Source organism: Phocaeicola abscessus CCUG 55929, assembly GCF_000312445.1.
GTDB lineage: Bacteria > Bacteroidota > Bacteroidia > Bacteroidales > Bacteroidaceae > Phocaeicola > Phocaeicola abscessus.
Window position 1 is genome coordinate 152,137 of the sequence record NZ_HE997184.1, and the last position, 17,767, is coordinate 169,903.

Sequence of the window (17,767 nt, forward strand, 5' to 3'; positions counted from 1 at the left end):
CCGCGCGGACGAAGAAGGCCGCCTGCCCGAGTCGGAGATCATAGGAGATATGTAAGAGCTGCGCATCATTCAGTCGTCGTTTAGTCATGGACAACAAATATACACCTTTTTTCCAAACGGCAAACGAAAGGGGGAGAATTTTTGGAAAATAACTCCTTCCCAGTCTATTCGATCCTTCTCGAACAGTTTTTCAGGGATCTCACGGTACGGTGAAACGATATTTTTTCACTACGCGGATCAGATAAGTGGTTTTGGTGCCGGCTCGTATGATGTTCTTGCCTTCTGCAAACTGGAAGGTATAGTAAACCTTTTCGTTTTTACACAAATATCGTCGGTCGATAGCGATCTCCGATTCGTTTTTTCCGCGTTCGACGATTCGGGCATTCAGCGCCCTCAACTTGGGCCCGAGGAAAATCTTTCGCATCCCCCTGGCTTCATCAGCCGAAGGAAGTCTCCATTCCCCGATCCCGTTCACCGAATAGTCCCGGATCAGCTGCTCGGTGTCGGCAGCCTTTCCTCTCCACTCCTTCATACTGAGTAAAAGCAAATCCGCACCGGTAGCAGTGACGTGATCCGCGCCGACCACGATGCAGTCGTTCCAAATAGTACCCGCAGCCGGTATCTCCCCGTTTTCTTCGGGGTCGTCCGGAAGCGGGTCTTCGTCTCCTTTCTCTCCGAATGTGAAGTTCACGTCGATCGGTTCTTCCCACCCTTTGGCCACCAACGTTCCGCTGATATCCAACACTCCGTTATAAGTGCCTGTGGCATTAAAGGGGCGATTCGCCTGCGGAGCGCCGGAGTACGTATACCCGTACACCTGCGTTTCCCCGTTCCGGATCACGGTGATGGAGAAAACGGTCTTACTCGCGCTTCCCGGGAAGATGTAACAGGGGCCTGCTCTCCAGTTTCCCTCTCCGTCTTCGGTGCAGTCCGCTTCCAATTTCGTTCCGTCTCCGCTGTATTTTCCGGCTAACGACAAATGGGGATAATGGGGCGAGATGCTTACCTTCACCTCGTCCGCATCCTTTATACCGCTCAAGTTCACATGGACTGCAGCCACCGCGTATCCCAACGTAATCACGGCTTTGGCGCTCTTGCCTTTCAGGGTGACATCTGCCATGCCGTGCATCAAAGGTGTTTTCGCATATCCGCGGTCGGCGATGCGAATCACATCGTCCAATTGCGGCTTTTCTTCAATTATATATTCCTCGCCGATACCTGCAAGTGCCACTAATCGATAGCTTCCTTCGGGAAGTCGGAAATTCATTTCTTCCTCGTTCGATGCTATTTGCTGCCTATCTATATACTTTCCTTTCGAAGAAAACGCATAGATATAAACGGGGAAATGGATGTCGGCCTCTTCCGGGGCTCTTGTAGAAATTTTCAGCGAAACGGGTGCGTCGACGGTGTCTTCTTCAGCTAATTTCTGGCATGATCCGATCAGCAAAAAGAGGGGGATCAGGGGTACCGTCCTTGCAAAGATTCTTGTAATCTGTTTCATGTTTTTTTCATTAATAGTAATAGTTTTTATGCTTTCGTATCCGAGACGAGCGGTTTTACCTCCTTTCTTTTCCGTAGCGCATCTCTGTAAATACTTCGCTTCAAGGTTGAAGTCAGTTTGTCTGTGCAATAAGTAAAATAGCGGTTCGAGGGTGTCGGCATCCTCGAACCCGCTTTATCGATACAAGCGGAACATTCTTTCCATCAGATGCTCTTTGCTTCCCAGCCCAAGGCGCTTGCTCCCAAGACGGCGGCATCGGCATCTTTCAGTTCCGATACTAGCAATTTGGTCTTGCCTTTGAAGATTTTCAACACGTTCTCGTCGATGGCTTTTTGAATAGGCTTCATGATGTAGGCGCCCGATTTGGCCAGGCCGCCGAACAGCACGATCGCCTCGGGACTGGAGAACGCAATAAAGTCGGCCAAGGCTTCTCCCAGAATGGTTCCCGTATAGTTAAAGATGTCTTTTGCCAGCTGGTCGCCCTTAACGGCGGCCTCGTACACATCCTTCGAGGTAATCTCCTCGGCCGAGATTTCTCTCAACAAACTCGGTCCCGGACGGGCCACGAGGAATTCGCGTGCCGTACGGGCCACGCCTGTGGCCGAGCAGTAAGCTTCCAAGCAGCCTTTACGCCCGCAACCGCATAGCCGGCCGTTTTCGCGACGGACGATCACGTGTCCCAACTCGCCGGCAAAGCCGTCGTGCCCGTACACCAGCTGGCCATTGATCACGATACCGCTTCCCACGCCCGTCCCGAGCGTAATCATGATAAAGTCTTTCATACCGCGAGCTACGCCGTAAGTCATCTCGCCGATAGCGGCCGCATTCGCATCGTTGGTCAACGCGCAGGGGATGCCTACCGCCTCTTCGAACATGGCGGCCAGGGGGATCACTCCTTTCCAAGGCAGATTCGGCGCGAACTCTATCGTTCCGCTGTAATAGTTTCCATTGGGTGCACCGATGCCGAACCCTTTGAAAGAGTCGATGCCGCCGAATTTCTTTACCAACGGTTTCACTTTCTCCGAGATCGCCTTTACATAATCCTCGACATGCGTATACTGTTGCGTTTTAACGGAATCGGTAGCCAATACATTGCCTCTCTGGTCCACCACTCCGAAGACGGAATTCGTCCCGCCGATATCCATCCCTAATACATAGAGTTTTTCTGCACTTGTTGCCATGATATATGAGTTAAATAATTTTTTAGCAAAAATAAGCAAACTACGAGAAAGAGCAAATTTTTAACTCATTATTTGAATTATTGCTGTAACATTTTGTACTTTTGCCCTGTCTAATGAGCAATTGAGACCATCCAGAACAACTTATGATCCACTTAGAGCATATACACAAGACCTATCACAACGGAAGCCCTCTCCATGTGTTAAAAGGGATTGATCTGCATATCGATAAAGGCGAATTCGTCTCTATCATGGGAGCGTCCGGTTCCGGCAAATCCACCTTATTGAATATATTGGGCATCCTCGACAATTACGATTCGGGCAAATATTATTTGAACAACGTGTTCATCAAAGACTTGAGCGAAACGAAGAGCGCAGAATACCGGAACCGCATGATCGGGTTCGTTTTCCAATCGTTCAACCTGATCGCTTTTAAAGATGCGCTGGAAAATGTCGCACTGCCTCTCTTCTACCAAGGCATAGGCCGGAAGAAACGCAATACGATGGCCATGGAATATTTAGAGAAACTCGGTCTGAAGGAATGGGCGCATCACCTGCCCAACGAACTCTCCGGAGGACAAAAACAACGCGTAGCCATTGCCAGAGCTCTGATTACGAAACCTCAAGTGATCTTAGCGGACGAACCCACAGGCGCGCTGGACAGCAAGACCTCGGTGGAAGTCATGACGCTGCTGAAGGAACTTCACCAGCAGGAGGGCCTGACCATCATCGTGGTTACTCACGAAAGCGGCGTAGCCAACGAAACGAACAAAATCATCCGTCTGAAAGACGGTCTTATCGAACGAATCGAAGAAAACACCGGCCATAATTCGCGATTCGGAGATAACGGACTATTGAAATAACCAGCATGATCGACCTTACACAGGAAATATACGGTACCATCAAGCGGAACAAACTTCGCACCTTTCTTACGGGCTTCGCCGTAGCTTGGGGAATATTCATGCTCATCGTGCTGCTCGGCGCCGGCAACGGACTGATTCATGCCTTCACCGAGGCGACCGCCGATATCGCTTCCAATTCGGTGAACGTATATCCGGGAAGGACGACAAAGGCCTTCAGAGGTTACAAGGAAGGCCGCAACATCCGGTTCGACATGAAAGACATCGGACTGACGCAAGAAGCACTGAACGACAGGTTGGAGGAAATCGGAGCCACTATCTCCCAGGGGAGGATGAACATCAGCCACGGCAAAAATCACAGCTCTACGAACTTAAGCGGCATATACCCGAATTACTTCTCCTCCAGAGGATACAAACTGAAGGAGGGGCGCCTGATCAACAGCTTCGACATTCGACAGCATCGCAAGGTCATCGTATTGCATACCAAAACCATCGAACAACTCTTCGAGAAGGAGGAACAAGCGAAAGCCGTCGGGCAATATATCACCGCGGGCGGCATAGCCTATCGCATCATCGGCATTTATTCCGATGCGGGCAATATGCGTCCGAGCGTTTACATCCCCTTTACGACGGCTCAACTCATTTATAACAAAGTCAACGACATCAGTCAGCTGAATCTGTTGACAAAGCATATCAGCACCCAGGCGCATTTCGATCGGCTCGAAAAAAACATCCGCGAAACGTTAGGCGCTCGGCACGAATTCGCCCCCGACGATCAAAGCGCCGTCTGGATAGGAGGCATGTTCGAACAGCTCCAACAGCAGGAGAAGGGCATGTCCATCCTTCGGATAGCCATCTGGGTGATCGGCATCTTCACCCTCCTGAGCGGCATCGTGGGGGTGAGCAACATCATGCTGATCACCGTCAAGGAACGAACCCGCGAATTCGGCATTCGCAAAGCCTTGGGCGCCAAGCCGATCTCCATTCTCCGGTTGATTATCGTGGAGAGCATCGCGATCACGACGATCTTCGGTTACGTCGGCATGGTCATAGGTATTGCCGCCACGGAATACATGAACGCCGTGGCAGGCAGTAAAGTCGTAGACATAGGTATCTTTCAGTTCACCGTGTTCTCGAATCCGACCGTCGATATCCGTATCGCCATTCAGGCCACGCTGACGTTAATTATTGCAGGTACGCTGGCGGGATTCTTCCCCGCCCGGAAAGCCGTGATGATAAAACCGATCGAAGCCTTAAAAGCAGAATAACATGTGGAAGACAGACATAGACAAATGGGAAGAGATACTGATTACCATCACCCGTAATAAAACGCGGAGCTTGCTCACCGCCTTCGGCATCTTCTGGGGAATCTTCATGCTCGTAGCCCTGATGGGAGGAGCGCAAGGTCTGCAAGAGGTGATGTCGGCCAACTTCAAAGGCTTTGCCACCAACTCGGCCATCTTCGGTGCGGACAAGACCAGCAAACCGTATAAGGGGTTTCGGAAAGGACGTACGTGGAACTTGGAACTGGACGATATCAACCGGATCAAACGACAAGTCGCCGAAGTGGACGTCGTTACGCCGAACGTCAGCAACTGGGGAGGGGCCGTCTATGCCGATAGGAGTTCGGAATGTATTGTCAAGGGACTATATCCGGAATATGAAAAAATAGAAGCTCAAAATATCAGTATGGGACGGTTCATCAACGAGGTGGACGTGCGGGATCGCCGCAAAGTCTGCACCATCGGGAAACAGATCTACGAAAAACTCTTTCCGAATAAGGAAAATCCGATCGGTAAATTTATCCGGATGGACGGCATCTATTACCAGATCGTCGGACTGAGCCTTTCGACGAGCAACATGAACATCAACGGCGGTTCGGAGCAGAGCGTAGTACTGCCTATTACCACCATGCAACAGGCTTACAACAAAGGCAAGAAAGTAGACATCATCTGCATCACCGCCAAACCCGGCTACAAGGCCACGGACATCGCGCCGAAAGTGGAAGCGGTCATCAAACGAGCTCATTACATTCATCCGGACGACAAGCAGGCCGTCATCATGGTAAACACCGAGGCCATGTTCCAAATGGTCGACAACCTGTTTGCCGGGATCCGCCTCCTCTCCTGGATGGTCGGGTTAGGCACCTTACTGGCCGGAGCCATCGGCGTAAGCAACATCATGATGGTCACCGTGAAAGAACGCACCAGCGAAATCGGTATTCGCAGAGCCATCGGAGCACGTCCGAGAGACATCCTGAGCCAGATTCTTTCCGAAAGCCTGGTACTGACTGCCATCGCCGGCATGTTCGGCATCTGCTTCGGCGTGTTTATCCTGCAGATGCTGGAGATGGGAACGGCACAATCCGACAATCCCGGCCACTTCCAGATCAGTTTCTGGATGGCTATCGGCGCCTGCGCATTGCTGATAGTCTTAGGCATGTTGGCCGGATTGCTTCCCGCCTATCGCGCCATGGCGATCAAACCGATCGATGCCATCAGAGACGAATAACGAAAAACTAATAATCAAATCGTACCTATATGAAAAAGTATTTCAAATTTATCGCACTTGGAATCATCGCCTTCATCTTTATCGGAACATTCGCATTCCTCTATAACAAGTCGAAACCGAAAACGATTACCTACGACACGGTCAAGGCGGAAATAAAAGATCTGCAGAAGACGACCATTGCGACCGGCAAGATAGAACCTCGCGACGAGATCCTGATCAAACCGCAAATCTCAGGCATCATCGCGGAAGTGTACAAGGAAGCCGGCGAGCAAGTCAAGCAGGGAGAGGTGATCGCAAAGGTGAAAGTGATTCCCGAGTTGGGACAATTGAACTCGGCGGAAAGCCGCGTCCGCTTGGCCGAGATCAGCGCCAAACAGTCGGAAACGGACTTCGAACGGATGAAGAAATTGTATGAAGACAAACTCATCAGCAGCGAAGAATACGAGAAGAGTGAAGTCACCGTAAAACAGACACGCGAAGAACTGCAAACGGCCAAAGACAACTTAGAAATCGTGAAAGAAGGGATTACCAAGCACAGCGCATCGTTCAGCAGCACCCTGATCCGTTCTACCATCACCGGCCTGATCCTCGACGTTCCCGTGAAGGCGGGTAACTCCGTGATCATGAGCAACACCTTCAACGACGGCACCACCATCGCCACCGTGGCCGATATGAACGACCTCATCTTCCGCGGGAAAATCGACGAAACGGAAGTCGGGCAAATCCACGAAAACATGCCCGTTAAGATTACCATCGGAGCCCTGCAGAACCTGGAATTCGCTGCCAAACTGGAATACATCTCGCCGAAGGGCGTAGAAGAGAACGGCGCCAACCAGTTCGAGATAAAAGCCGCCATCATCGTGCCCGACAGCGTGACCATCCGCTCGGGATACAGTGCCAATGCGGAGATCGTATTAGCCAGTGCGACAAAGGCGCTGACCGTTCCCGAAAGCACGATCGAGTTCAGCGGAGATTCTGCCTACGTCTACGTGCTGAACGCGAAATCTCCCGACCAGCAATTTCACCGGCGCCTCGTCACTACAGGACTGAGCGACGGCATCAGCATCGAGATCAAGAGCGGATTAACGGCGGATGAAACCGTTCGCGATAAACAAAAAGAAAAATGACCATGAAATACAGATCTTTCTCAGCAGCCCTTGTCTGGGCAATCGCTTTTCCCTTGTTCGCACAAGCAGAATGGAGCTTGACAAAGTGTATCGACTACGCCATCGCGCACAACTTGGGCATCAAGCAACAGGAAACGACAAGAGACTCGCGCGAAGTGGATGTAAATACGGCCAAATGGAGCCGACTGCCGAATCTGAACGCCAATGTGGGACAGTCGTTCAATTTCGGGCGCGGACTGAAAGCCGACAATACGTATGCCAACCGCAATACCCGGAGCTCCAATTTCTCGGTAGGTGCCAACATCCCGCTATTTACGGGAATGCAAATCCCTCATGCCATCGCTCTCAGCAAGCTGAACCTGAAAGCCGCGATCGAGGACTTGAACAAGGCGAAAGAAGACATCAGCATCCAGGTAACCTCGTATTACCTGCAAGTGCTGTTTACGGACGAACTCACCCGCATCGCCCGCGAACAGGTGGAACTCAGCCGAGAACAACTGAACGCGAAGATCGAATTCTTCAAGAACGGCAAAGCGGCCGAGTCGGACGTGTACGAAGCTCGTGCCAGAGTGGCTCAGGACGAGCTTTCCGCTACGCAAGCCGACAATAACTACCGGTTGGCCATCCTCGACCTGACGCAACTCCTGGAGCTTCCCTCGCCGGAAGGATTCAGCATCGTGTCGCCCGCCACCGACGATCCTTTCGAAGCGCTGGCGCTCCCCGATGCCATTTACAACGAGGCAGTAGTTACGAAGTCGTCCGTCAAAGCTGCCCAATACCGCTTGGAGGGCGCCAAAAGGAATATCGGGATCGCCCGAAGCGCCTTATTCCCACAGCTGAGCTTCTCCGCCGGAATGGGAAGCAATTACTACAATGTCTCCGGTCACGAGAACGCCAGCTTCAGCAGTCAATGGCATCAGAACTTTTCCAAATACCTGAGCTTCAATCTCAGCGTACCGCTCTTCAACCGTTTTCAGACACGCAACAATATCCGGAAGGCGCATATCGATCGCTCCGCCCTGTCGTGGCAGTTGGAAGAGAGCAAGAAAACGCTGTACAAGGAGATCCAACAGGCCTATTACAATGCAGTGGCCGCCGAAAGCAAATACCGAAGCAGTCGAGCGGCTACCGAAGCGGCCGAAGCTTCGTTCAACCTGACGAAAGCCAAATACGCCGAAGGAAAAGCAACCGCCACGGAATACAACGAGGTACGCACCAGCTGGATGAAAGCCGTATCCGACTGGGCGCAAGCCAAGTACGAATACCTGTTCCGCACCAAGATCCTGGACTTTTACAAAGGGACGCCGATCGTCTTAAAGTAAGATCGCAGAAATTCGATAGGGGCTCACGGCTCGGACTGTCGAAGGTTCTTCGGAGAACTCCCTGCCGAAGTACCCGTCGAAGTTTAAACCACGAAAGACTGCGGTTTTACTCCGGCTCTTTCGGCCATTCTTTCCGAAAGAGGCATCCCTCCGACTCGCAATGCTCACACCGCGCGTCCTTGTGCCTGCAGCGACGCCTCCACTGCCGCCAGGCCATCGCACAAGCGAGTACCAGAATAATTCCGGCGATAAGCATGCTCTGTGTATTCATCTCACTCTATATAAACAATCGGACGACCTCGTAGGCCACAAAAGCGCAGATCCACGCCACAGTGCATTGCCAAATCACCATGACGAAAGCATAGCGTCCGCCCATCTCGTGCCGCACGGTGGCGATCGTTGCCACACACGGAGTATAAAGCAGGCAGAAGATCAGCAAGGAGCACGTAGAAGCCGCCGTCAATACCGTAGCGAGCCCCGCCTGACTGCCGAACAGGATGGTGAGCGTAGATACCACGCTTTCCTTGGCCATAAAACCGGAGATCAATGCCGTTACGATCTTCCAATCGCCGAGACCGAGCGGAGCAAAGACAGGAGCTATCACGCCGGCGAGACTTGCCAGGATGCTGTCTTGCGAATTCTCGACGAGCTGCAAACGGAAATCGAAAGTCTGAAAGAACCAGATCACGATGGTAGCAATGAAGATGACGGAGAAAGCCCGCTGGATGAAGTCTTTCGACTTATCCCAAAGCAGACGCGCCACGCTGAAGGCGCCCGGCATCCGGTAATTGGGCAATTCCATCACGAAGGGAACGGCTTCGCCTCTCCATATCGTCTTTTTCAGCACGATGGCCACCAGAATGCCCACCACTATGCCGATGAAATACAGACCGACCATCACCGCCGCCGCATGCTCGGGGAAGAAGGCCGCCGTCAGGAAAGCATAGATAGGGAGCTTGGCCGTACAACTCATGAAAGGAGTCAGCATGACCGTCAACTTGCGGTCGCGCTCCGAAGGTAACGTCCGCGAAGCCATCACGCTCGGGACGCTGCATCCGAAGCCCATCAACAAGGGTACGATGGAACGTCCCGAAAGTCCTAATTTGCGCAAGAGCTTATCCATGACGAAGGCGATACGAGCCATATACCCGCTGTCTTCCAGCAACGAAAGGAAGAAGAAGAGCGTGACGATGATGGGCAAGAAGCTGAGTACGGTGCCCACGCCGGCGAAGATACCGTTAACAATCAAAGAATGAACGGCTTCGGCAATGTTCCAGGAAGCGAGCAACCCATCGGTATAATCCGTCAATTCGGCGATCAGGTCTTCCAGCAATCCCTGCAGCCCTCCGCCGATCACTTCGAATGTCAGCCAGAACATCAGTATCATCATGCCGAGGAAGGCGGGAAGCGCCGTATATTTTCCCGTCAGGATACGATCGATCCGTCGGCTGCGTCGGTGCTCCTTGCTTTCCTGCGGCCTGACCACCGTACGCTCGCAGACGCGACGGATATAGGAGAAACGCATGTCGGCCATCGCTGCGGCCGGATCCAGTCCCCTCTCCTGCTCCAATTGTTTGCGTATATGCTCGAGCGTTTCGAGCTCATTTTCCGACAGTTTCAACGCCGCCTTCACCAGGCGATCTCCTTCCACCAGCTTGCCGGCGGCGAAGCGAAGGGGGATGTCGGCAGCCTTCGCATGATCTTCGATCAGATGCATGACCGCGTGAATACATCGATGAAGGGCGCCTCCCCGTTCGTTCGGATCGCAGAAATCCTGACGTTCCGGTCGCTCCTGGTACTTGGCCACGTGAACGGCATGGTTCACCAGCTCGGCTACTCCTTCGTTCTTCGTGGCGGAAATAGGGACGACAGGCACACCCAGCAACTCCTCCATCTCATTGATACGGATGGTTCCGCCGTTGTTTCTGACCTCATCCATCATATTCAGAGCGAGGACGAGGGGGACGTCCAGTTCCATCAGTTGCATCGTCAGGTATAGATTCCGCTCGATATTGGTCGCGTCGACGATGTTGATGATTCCCGTGGGTTTGGACTTGAGGATGAATTCGCGCGAGATGACTTCTTCGTTCGTATACGGGGAGAGGGAATAAATGCCCGGCAAGTCGGTCACCAAGGTACCGGGATGTCCCTTGATAGGTCCGATCTTTTGGTCGACGGTAATGCCGGGGAAATTTCCTACGTGTTGATTCATTCCCGTCAGTTGGTTGAAGAGGGTCGTTTTTCCGCAATTCTGATTGCCGACCAAGGCAAAAGTGAGCTTCGTCGCTTTGGGCAGCGGATGTTCCGTTTCCTTGCGATGAAAACGTCCGGTTTCTCCCAAACCGGGGTGTTCCTGTTCGGTCGTATCGGTTGCGGGCCGTCGATGCGTATGAGATTCGTTCTTCAGACATTTCTCACAAGGAACGACTGCGATCTTCTCCGCATCGGCCAGGCGGAGGGTCAACTCGTAGCCTTGCACCTGCAGTTGCATGGGATCTCCCATCGGAGCGTATTTGTTTAGCGTGATTTCCGTTCCCGGGATAAGCCCCATGTCTAAGAAATGTTGTCTTAGGGCACCCTCTCCGCCTACGGTTTCCACCGTCGCTGTCCGACCTATTCCCAAGTCTTTCAGTGTCATATCATCCCTTCCTTGATTATTCGTCGTGCAAAGATACTGCAACTATTTCGCAATACGAATGCAAATCCGGGAAATTGGATCCAATATACCTACTTCTTGCTATAGCGATTTCTTGGGATAAAGTTGCTCCCACCACGTATCATCGTCTTGCAAATACTTCTGAAACCAGGCGAAGATGGTATTTTGCCAGCGGAAGCGTTTGTCGTAGTCCAGAATATGGTGATCCTGATTATCGACGACAACGAAAGCGGTCGGTCTCCCCAGCAACTTTAAGGCGGTAAACATTTGTATACTCTCGCCTATCGGTACATTGGTATCGGCACTTCCGTGCAAAAACAGCAGCGGAGTACGAATCTTATCGGCATTGAACAGAGGGCTGCGGTCGACAAACAGGTCTTTACGAGTCCAAGGATAGCTGTCGGCCATCGACACTTCGCTGTACGAATACCCCCAATACCCTTCGCCCCAGTAGCTGGTATGGTCGCTGATCCCGGCATGGGAGACGGCCGCGGCGAAAAGATCCGTCTTCGTCTGAAGATACTGGGTCATGAAACCTCCGTAAGAAGCGCCGATGCATCCGATCTTCCCTTCGTCGACAAAAGAGTGTTGCTGACAGAATGCTTTCGTGCCCTCGATGATATCCTGAGCCACTCCCTCGCCGGCGGTATTCACATGGCGTGCGGAAAACTCCTGACCGAAGCCGGTCGCACCACTCGGATTAATGACGTACACCACATATCCCATCGCAGCGTAAAGATGTTGCGGGTAACGGCTCTCAAAATTCCGGTTCGTGGGACTGCACCCGCCATAATAATTGACGATGAGCGGATACTTCTCGGACGGATCGAAACGAGGCGGCAGATAATAACGTCCGCTAATGGTATCGCCGCGGGAATTTACGAAGTTCCATGCCTGACAGAGACCTAACTCGACGCCTTTCAGAAGCACGGCACTCAAATCTTCGATCAATACGGACTTCGTACGCTTCAAATTCATCGAATAAACACGATCGGAATTCATGGCACCTTGTCCGACGTATACCAATACGGGAGCGTTTCCGGCCAAAGAGAAAGCCTTTACCAACTCCTCCGGTTCGTCCAATCGTACGATCTTGCCGTCTTTCGGATTCAAGCGATAGAGGCTGAGACTATCTTTGTTCTCCGCCTGGAAGTAAATCTGGTTGTCATAATCGCTCCACACAGTGTGACCGACGCTCGGATGAAAGTGTTTCGTCAACGGCGTCACCCGCTTGTCGGACAGATTCATCAAAAACAGTTGGTTGTCCGTCATGCTCGGAATTTGATCCGGTTTCACGTTTTTCCCGATGCCGGCAAAACTTTCCGGCGTTCCCGAAATCAACACCTGCGTTCCGTCGGGCGAGAACTGCGCATGTCCCACGAATCCGTCCTTATCCACGAGCAGTTCCGTCTGCAAAGTCTCGACATTCATCCGATACACGGAAGTCAAGGTAGTGGGTCGTCGAGTCAGTCGGGTCTCCGATTTCCGCAACAAGAGGTACTTGCCATCCTTCGATATGTCGGAGACGTAGACGTTATGATGGCCATAAGCCAAAGGTTGGAGCGTCCCCGTTTTCAGATCGAACTTGGCGGGGTACGAGCGGGTACGCCATCCGGGCTGCCGGTCGTCAGGCGTTAGGATCTCGTAAATGTCCGTTCTCTCTTTCGGCCCTTCCTGTGTCATCCCCACGATCAGATACTCTTCGGTAGGAGCAAATGTGAGCGTTCCCTCGGGTAGATTCCGAGCTGCGACGGTTTCCTTTCCGTCCGCCGGGTCGACGGTGATCAATTCCCGCCCGTGCGCACCCTTTCGGGTATAATAGTAACGATTCGAGTGCGGCATCCACGTCAACCGATCGCTGCGCTCAGCCAATACGCGCCCGGTCGCCAATTCCGTCAAACGCTGCGAACGGCTCGTGGCTCCTCCCGGCAGGATGGTGGTGTAACTCGATAGCAGATGCGTTCCGGCCGGCGAGACCGAAACGGCACTGACGCGTCTGCCGTCGGTCACATCGTGCAAGGTGATCGGCCTCCCCGTCGCCCGATCGATCGCCGAGACGGGTCCGCCTCTTTCGGCGGAAATGCGGATCCGGAGTTTATCCGTCTGCTTACCGTCCGCAAAGTATTCGAGGACGAACCGGTGCACCCCCGGCTCCAGAAGCAATTCCCCCGCCGACACTTTCCGGTCGTCCATAAAAAGTCGATAATCCTTCAAGCCATCTACGGAAAGTTTCGTCTTGGAAAAGCGCGTATTCTGCACGCTAAATCCCAATAGATACAGCCCGCGAGCAGTATCCGGCAAAGCGATGCCTCTCTCGTCACCAATCCATGTATTCGAAGAGGCGAAAACATCGGCCGAGGGAAGTGGCAAATCCAAGAAACGCTCGAAAGCGAACAGGTTCGAATTCACATCCACGCTGTCGACCATCCACGGCGTGCGCACCTCATACGGACCGACGTACTTCACCGCAGTGATATCGATATCTCCGGCCGAAGCCGTCAGTGCGGAACTAAAGGTCAAGGCCGCAAAAAGCAATTTATTCATGATAGTAATGATTAATTTTGCTCAAATATACGGAAAGTTCGAATAAATCGGCGCAGACAAACCGAAAAAATCTGCAAGCGGTTCCCAGCAAATATGACGGTTTTAAGAACCAACGTCTCATCAGCCCTGGTCCATACCCATCTTATAAATCATAGAATTATTAACCAATGTTTTCGCCCTCGGCCTGCCCGCTTGCATCGCAAAATTTCAGCGGATATCTTTCATTTCTTCGAAAAACATTTAGTAGTTTTGGAAAATCAAACTAAGAACGACGACAGTATGAAAAGGATTTTTGCTCTGTTAGGCGTATCGATCATCGTCTGGACCTGTTCTTGCAGCCGGACGCCAGAAGGCGTACAGCCCTTCGATATGCAGAAGATTTCTCGATCATTAAAGGATAAACGTTCAGGAATGGCGAAAAGCGAAATCTTCGGGAGGCAGGTGCTGCAGCTGGCACCCTCGGACGGGAACGACGGTATTGTGATTTGGAGGAAAGGAGACCGACCGGATTGGACCGACGCCCGTTACCTGACAGCCGAAGTATACGATAAAGCGGAGCACAGCGGCGTGATCCATTTGGAGTTTTACAAGACCGATACCGTTTCCGAAAAAGTGGTCGTACAAGGAGGACAAAGGGCGGGAACGGCAACCGAATCACCGTGGATTTCGTGCATGATCGGCGTCTTGCCGCAACTGAAAACCCGAATCGTCTTTCCGCTCTCGCATCTGGATGCGCAACAAATCTTTCTGAATCGGTTCCCTCGTCAACTCAAAGCTACGGTAACGGGCAATCGGTTAGCTCCCGCCGACATCTCCAAAGTCATCCTGAGATTCGGCCCGTACGACGACACATCTTATCAGACGAGCTACGAAATAGCGTCCATTTCACTTACCGATGAACTGCCGGCAGCCTACGAACCCGGCAATCCGATGATCGATCCGCTAGGACAGCGCACGGATAAAGCATGGCCGGGCAAGCTGAAGCATGAAGAGGATATGATCCGACAGCACCAGCATGCGGCCGACAGAGTGAAAGGGGCGGCCTACCCTGCCTCGTGGAGCAAGTACGGAGGATGGAAAGCGAAAAGGTTCGCGGCTACCGGGTTCTTCCGGATAAAAGTAGTACCTGTGAATGTAATCGGCTGATTACTAATAGAAAACAGAATATATGATATAATAAGGTGAACGATTAAGAAACGAGCGAGTTTCTTTTCCTTTCTTTATTCTGCAATGCTTCAAAGAACACGTTAATTCTATGTTGCAAAGATAATGATTTCTTTATGAAAAGCAGTAGGAATTAGAGAAAAAGTGCTTGTTGTTCCATTCTTTTTACTTTTCAAATAATTACAAAAGGATAGATATACAAAATAAAGCTATAAATATATCGTAAAACAAGCGGTTTGATGAAATATAATTGTTATCTTTGCATTTGATAATTGTAAATCAAAGACTTGGAAGATGAAACTGAACAGAATAAAACTTGTGCTTGTGGAAAAAGAAATTTCCCAAACGCAATTGGCAAAGGAACTTGGCAAGAGTTTCAGTACAATCAATGCGTATTGCAGCAATCGCAAACAACCCTCTTTAGACTTGCTGAATAAAATAGCGGAATATCTATCCGTGAATATCAAGGACTTAATTGTCGATAAATAAGAAGTAGGTATGGAAGATAAAATATTAAAGTCTGTTTCCTGCGAGGACGTCAGGGTGAAATTCCAACTCTCATGTATCTTATGGGTATGAATCAAGTATGTTTCCTTTAAAGGTCTAAAAACGAAGTATGTCAGTACCTTCCTGCACTTATTTAATCATAAAATTGAGTGTTTTGACAATTCGTTATAAATTTAGAGCAAAAAATGAAAACAAAACATCAGATTAAACAATGGTTGCTAATCACTATCATAACATTTTTTCTTTATGATGTGATATGGCTTGCTGGAGATTATGATGATTTTTCACGGAGTGTTTTAAACCATTCAAGTGAAATTATTGAAGATTTTGTTTATTGCTCATTATTCTCCTTGACAAGCATTTTTATATGTAATCAGCTTATTAAACTGTCTGAGAAACGTCAGCATATAACAAATAAGCAATTAACAGGAATTGCATGGTGCGTGATTTTTATAAATATAATTCTTGCTTTTATTTGTGAGTTTATTTATGAGGGCGTAATTTGTAGCAATGTCCCTGATAATGATTTTTGGGGAAACTCTTATATCTTTGCCTTAATTGCATCTCTCATAGGATTGATCAACGTGAATCATTACTATACAAAGATCGTTGAAAGTCACTATAATGAATATATATCGTTTAAGAAGAAATCTCTCAAAGCTCAGTTAGATCCACATTTTCTATTCAACAGCCTAAGTGTCTTGGCTGAGTTGACAAGAGAAAACGGGGCTAAGGCTGAAGAATTTACGCTTCGTCTTGCAAATGTGTACAGACATGTATTAAAAACAATTGACATGGATATAGTTCCGTTGTCAGAAGCAATGCTTTTTGCAAAGAATTATACCGGGATATTGCATGTGCGGTTCGGAGAGTCAGTTGTATTCCGTATTGCTGATTTCCCTATAAATAGTAATGAGTATATGTTGCCAATGAGCATACAAGTCCTTGTGGAAAATGCGATTAAACATAATTTGGCTTCCCGTGAAAGCCCATTGATTATATGTATAGATCGCAAGGATAATAAAATTTTAGTTTCAAACAATATTCAAACAAACAAAGACAATGTGACGAAACCTTCCTTTTCCTTAGGTATGGGATTGCAAAATTTGCAACAAAGATACATCATCGAGACAGGGACAGGTATTGATATTAGGGAGAGCAACACAGAATTTACAGTATACGTTCCAATTATTGAAAAATGAACAAGATTGTTATTATAGAAGATGAGACATTAAGTGCCAATCGCCTCATTAGATTGATAAAGGATTACGATGATTCCATTACTATCCTTGGTCCATTCCAAACAACTGATGAGGTCAAGAACTTTCTTACAAGTGACCACGATTATGATTTAATCATATCAGACATAAGGCTTGGTGCACATACTGTATTTGAAGCCTTTGAGTTGAACATGCCAACCTCCTTCGTCATTTTTACAACTGCATATGATGAATATGCAATGAATGCTATCAAATCAAATGGCATAGATTATTTGCTTAAACCTGTGAATAGTAAAGATCTGTTCAACTCTTTGGATAAAATCAATATGCTATTACATAAAGCTACTCCACCTACCGCACTGTCTGCAGTGGCACGGGATATGCAAATATGGCGCTCACGCTTTTTGGTTACCAAGGGTGACGAGTTAGTCCCATTGAAAGCTGACGAAATCAGTTGCATTTATAGTGGAGAACGTCAAGTAGTGGCTTATACACATGATGGTGAAGTCTATGTCATGAACGACGGTCTGTCAGATTTAGAAACAACCCTCAATCCTGACATATTTTTTCGTATTAATCGACAATATATCGCCAACATCAATTACTTAGAAAAGATTTCATTCTTTTTCAGCTCTAAACTTCATGTTAGGATCAAGGGATGCAGCGATAATAATATAATAATCAGCAAAACCAGAGCCAGCAAATTCAAGCAATGGCTTAACAAATAAACTCATGCCTTATGGGAAAAGTAAAGAAAACTTCTTTGTGTTTTTATGCTTTTGGTTCATTGATAGTTTTACTATTAATGTCATCATGCAACACTTTTAAAGAAATAGTAAAGGAGGAGGTCGTGGAATCAATCACTGACCCCAAAACAGGTACCCCTGTTTTCACGCGAGAGTATGACACGAAACCTTATCAAATTAATGTTGGAGAAATCATAAGGGCCAGGAAAGAACAAAAGAAGAAAAAGAAAAGGGAATTAATTGAGAATTACGAGATAGAACAGACCGATAGTGCGCAACAAATAAAAGCGGATTCAACAAGCAAGTGCAAAATTACGGAATCTGCTCAAAAAATCGATCCATAGTAGCAAAACTTGCCAATTATTAGAAAGTAGATAAAAAGTTTGAACGCGATTTCTTCCGTTTCACCGTCATTTATTTCCGTTTCATGA

Annotated in this window: 14 protein-coding genes; 10 read left to right on the forward strand and 4 right to left on the reverse strand. The window is 49.3% G+C overall.

Annotation, left to right across the window (positions count from 1 at the left end):
- Positions 1–199: 199 nt before the first annotated feature.
- Entirely contained in the window at positions 200–1,501 is a 1,302-nt protein-coding gene (locus tag BN102_RS07115) for a FimB/Mfa2 family fimbrial subunit (protein WP_036787667.1), read from the reverse strand.
- A gap of 203 nt (positions 1,502–1,704) precedes the next feature.
- Complete coding sequence (locus tag BN102_RS07120) at positions 1,705–2,682, reverse strand: ROK family protein (RefSeq protein ID WP_019208432.1); 978 nt, start codon at positions 2,680–2,682, stop codon at positions 1,705–1,707.
- A gap of 143 nt (positions 2,683–2,825) precedes the next feature.
- On the opposite strand from BN102_RS07120, the gene BN102_RS07125 reads away from it, so the two are divergent.
- The 5 genes from BN102_RS07125 to BN102_RS07145 are packed head-to-tail and all read left to right on the forward strand — an operon-like array spanning position 2,826 to position 8,499.
- Complete coding sequence (locus tag BN102_RS07125; RefSeq protein ID WP_019208433.1) at positions 2,826–3,542, forward strand: ABC transporter ATP-binding protein; 717 nt, start codon at positions 2,826–2,828, stop codon at positions 3,540–3,542.
- Between the two features lie 5 nt (positions 3,543–3,547).
- Positions 3,548–4,807, forward strand: coding sequence for an ABC transporter permease (locus tag BN102_RS07130; protein ID WP_019208434.1), 1,260 nt, complete (start codon positions 3,548–3,550; stop codon positions 4,805–4,807).
- Between the two features lies 1 nt (position 4,808).
- Positions 4,809–6,050 carry an ABC transporter permease gene (locus BN102_RS07135; protein WP_019208435.1) on the forward strand — a complete coding sequence of 414 codons (1,242 nt, stop codon included), beginning with the start codon at positions 4,809–4,811 and terminating at the stop codon, positions 6,048–6,050.
- A 29-nt stretch (positions 6,051–6,079) separates the two neighbouring features.
- The gene (locus tag BN102_RS07140) at positions 6,080–7,177 is read left to right on the forward strand and encodes an efflux RND transporter periplasmic adaptor subunit (protein ID WP_019208436.1); all 1,098 of its coding nucleotides are present in this window, start codon (positions 6,080–6,082) and stop codon (positions 7,175–7,177) included.
- Positions 7,178–7,179: 2 nt separating this feature from the next.
- Positions 7,180–8,499 (forward strand): TolC family protein, encoded by a 1,320-nt coding sequence (locus BN102_RS07145; protein ID WP_035456343.1) that lies wholly within the window; start codon positions 7,180–7,182, stop codon positions 8,497–8,499.
- A 277-nt stretch (positions 8,500–8,776) separates the two neighbouring features.
- Here the strand turns inward: BN102_RS07145 and feoB are convergent, their stop codons facing one another.
- Together feoB and BN102_RS07155 are read right to left on the reverse strand one after the other, a co-directional pair.
- Positions 8,777–11,137: a ferrous iron transport protein B gene (gene feoB, locus BN102_RS07150; protein ID WP_019208438.1), complete on the reverse strand. Its 2,361-nt coding sequence runs from the start codon at positions 11,135–11,137 to the stop codon at positions 8,777–8,779.
- Between the two features lie 99 nt (positions 11,138–11,236).
- Positions 11,237–13,699 carry a S9 family peptidase gene (locus BN102_RS07155; RefSeq protein WP_019208439.1) on the reverse strand — a complete coding sequence of 821 codons (2,463 nt, stop codon included), beginning with the start codon at positions 13,697–13,699 and terminating at the stop codon, positions 11,237–11,239.
- A 279-nt stretch (positions 13,700–13,978) separates the two neighbouring features.
- On the opposite strand from BN102_RS07155, the gene BN102_RS07160 reads away from it, so the two are divergent.
- The 5 genes from BN102_RS07160 (at position 13,979) to BN102_RS07180 (ending at position 17,680) form a co-directional block, all read left to right on the forward strand.
- Positions 13,979–14,845 (forward strand): hypothetical protein, encoded by an 867-nt coding sequence (locus tag BN102_RS07160; protein ID WP_156810954.1) that lies wholly within the window; start codon positions 13,979–13,981, stop codon positions 14,843–14,845.
- Positions 14,846–15,157: 312 nt separating this feature from the next.
- Positions 15,158–15,352 carry a helix-turn-helix transcriptional regulator gene (locus tag BN102_RS07165; RefSeq protein ID WP_004351958.1) on the forward strand — a complete coding sequence of 65 codons (195 nt, stop codon included), beginning with the start codon at positions 15,158–15,160 and terminating at the stop codon, positions 15,350–15,352.
- Between the two features lie 203 nt (positions 15,353–15,555).
- Positions 15,556–16,572, forward strand: a complete 1,017-nt coding sequence (locus BN102_RS07170) for a sensor histidine kinase (RefSeq protein ID WP_004351949.1) — start codon at positions 15,556–15,558, stop codon at positions 16,570–16,572.
- Positions 16,569–17,318 (forward strand): LytR/AlgR family response regulator transcription factor, encoded by a 750-nt coding sequence (locus BN102_RS07175; RefSeq protein WP_004351945.1) that lies wholly within the window; start codon positions 16,569–16,571, stop codon positions 17,316–17,318. The genes BN102_RS07170 and BN102_RS07175 overlap by 4 nt, the downstream gene beginning before the upstream one ends.
- Before the next feature lie 11 nt (positions 17,319–17,329).
- Positions 17,330–17,680, forward strand: coding sequence for a hypothetical protein (locus BN102_RS07180; RefSeq protein ID WP_004351919.1), 351 nt, complete (start codon positions 17,330–17,332; stop codon positions 17,678–17,680).
- Positions 17,681–17,767: the final 87 nt, after the last annotated feature.

What these genes read in the sequence shown, in the direction of transcription:
- BN102_RS07115 (WP_036787667.1), bottom strand. Translation starts at nt 1,501, where the DNA reads ATGAAACAGATTACAAGAATCTTTGCAAGGACGGTACCCCTGATCCCC.
- BN102_RS07120 (WP_019208432.1), bottom strand. Translation starts at nt 2,682, where the DNA reads ATGGCAACAAGTGCAGAAAAACTCTATGTATTAGGGATGGATATCGGC.
- BN102_RS07125 (WP_019208433.1), top strand. Translation starts at nt 2,826, where the DNA reads ATGATCCACTTAGAGCATATACACAAGACCTATCACAACGGAAGCCCT.
- BN102_RS07130 (WP_019208434.1), top strand. Translation starts at nt 3,548, where the DNA reads ATGATCGACCTTACACAGGAAATATACGGTACCATCAAGCGGAACAAA.
- BN102_RS07135 (WP_019208435.1), top strand. Translation starts at nt 4,809, where the DNA reads ATGTGGAAGACAGACATAGACAAATGGGAAGAGATACTGATTACCATC.
- BN102_RS07140 (WP_019208436.1), top strand. Translation starts at nt 6,080, where the DNA reads ATGAAAAAGTATTTCAAATTTATCGCACTTGGAATCATCGCCTTCATC.
- BN102_RS07145 (WP_035456343.1), top strand. Translation starts at nt 7,180, where the DNA reads ATGAAATACAGATCTTTCTCAGCAGCCCTTGTCTGGGCAATCGCTTTT.
- feoB (WP_019208438.1), bottom strand. Translation starts at nt 11,137, where the DNA reads ATGACACTGAAAGACTTGGGAATAGGTCGGACAGCGACGGTGGAAACC.
- BN102_RS07155 (WP_019208439.1), bottom strand. Translation starts at nt 13,699, where the DNA reads ATGAATAAATTGCTTTTTGCGGCCTTGACCTTTAGTTCCGCACTGACG.
- BN102_RS07160 (WP_156810954.1), top strand. Translation starts at nt 13,979, where the DNA reads ATGAAAAGGATTTTTGCTCTGTTAGGCGTATCGATCATCGTCTGGACC.
- BN102_RS07165 (WP_004351958.1), top strand. Translation starts at nt 15,158, where the DNA reads ATGAAACTGAACAGAATAAAACTTGTGCTTGTGGAAAAAGAAATTTCC.
- BN102_RS07170 (WP_004351949.1), top strand. Translation starts at nt 15,556, where the DNA reads ATGAAAACAAAACATCAGATTAAACAATGGTTGCTAATCACTATCATA.
- BN102_RS07175 (WP_004351945.1), top strand. Translation starts at nt 16,569, where the DNA reads ATGAACAAGATTGTTATTATAGAAGATGAGACATTAAGTGCCAATCGC.
- BN102_RS07180 (WP_004351919.1), top strand. Translation starts at nt 17,330, where the DNA reads ATGGGAAAAGTAAAGAAAACTTCTTTGTGTTTTTATGCTTTTGGTTCA.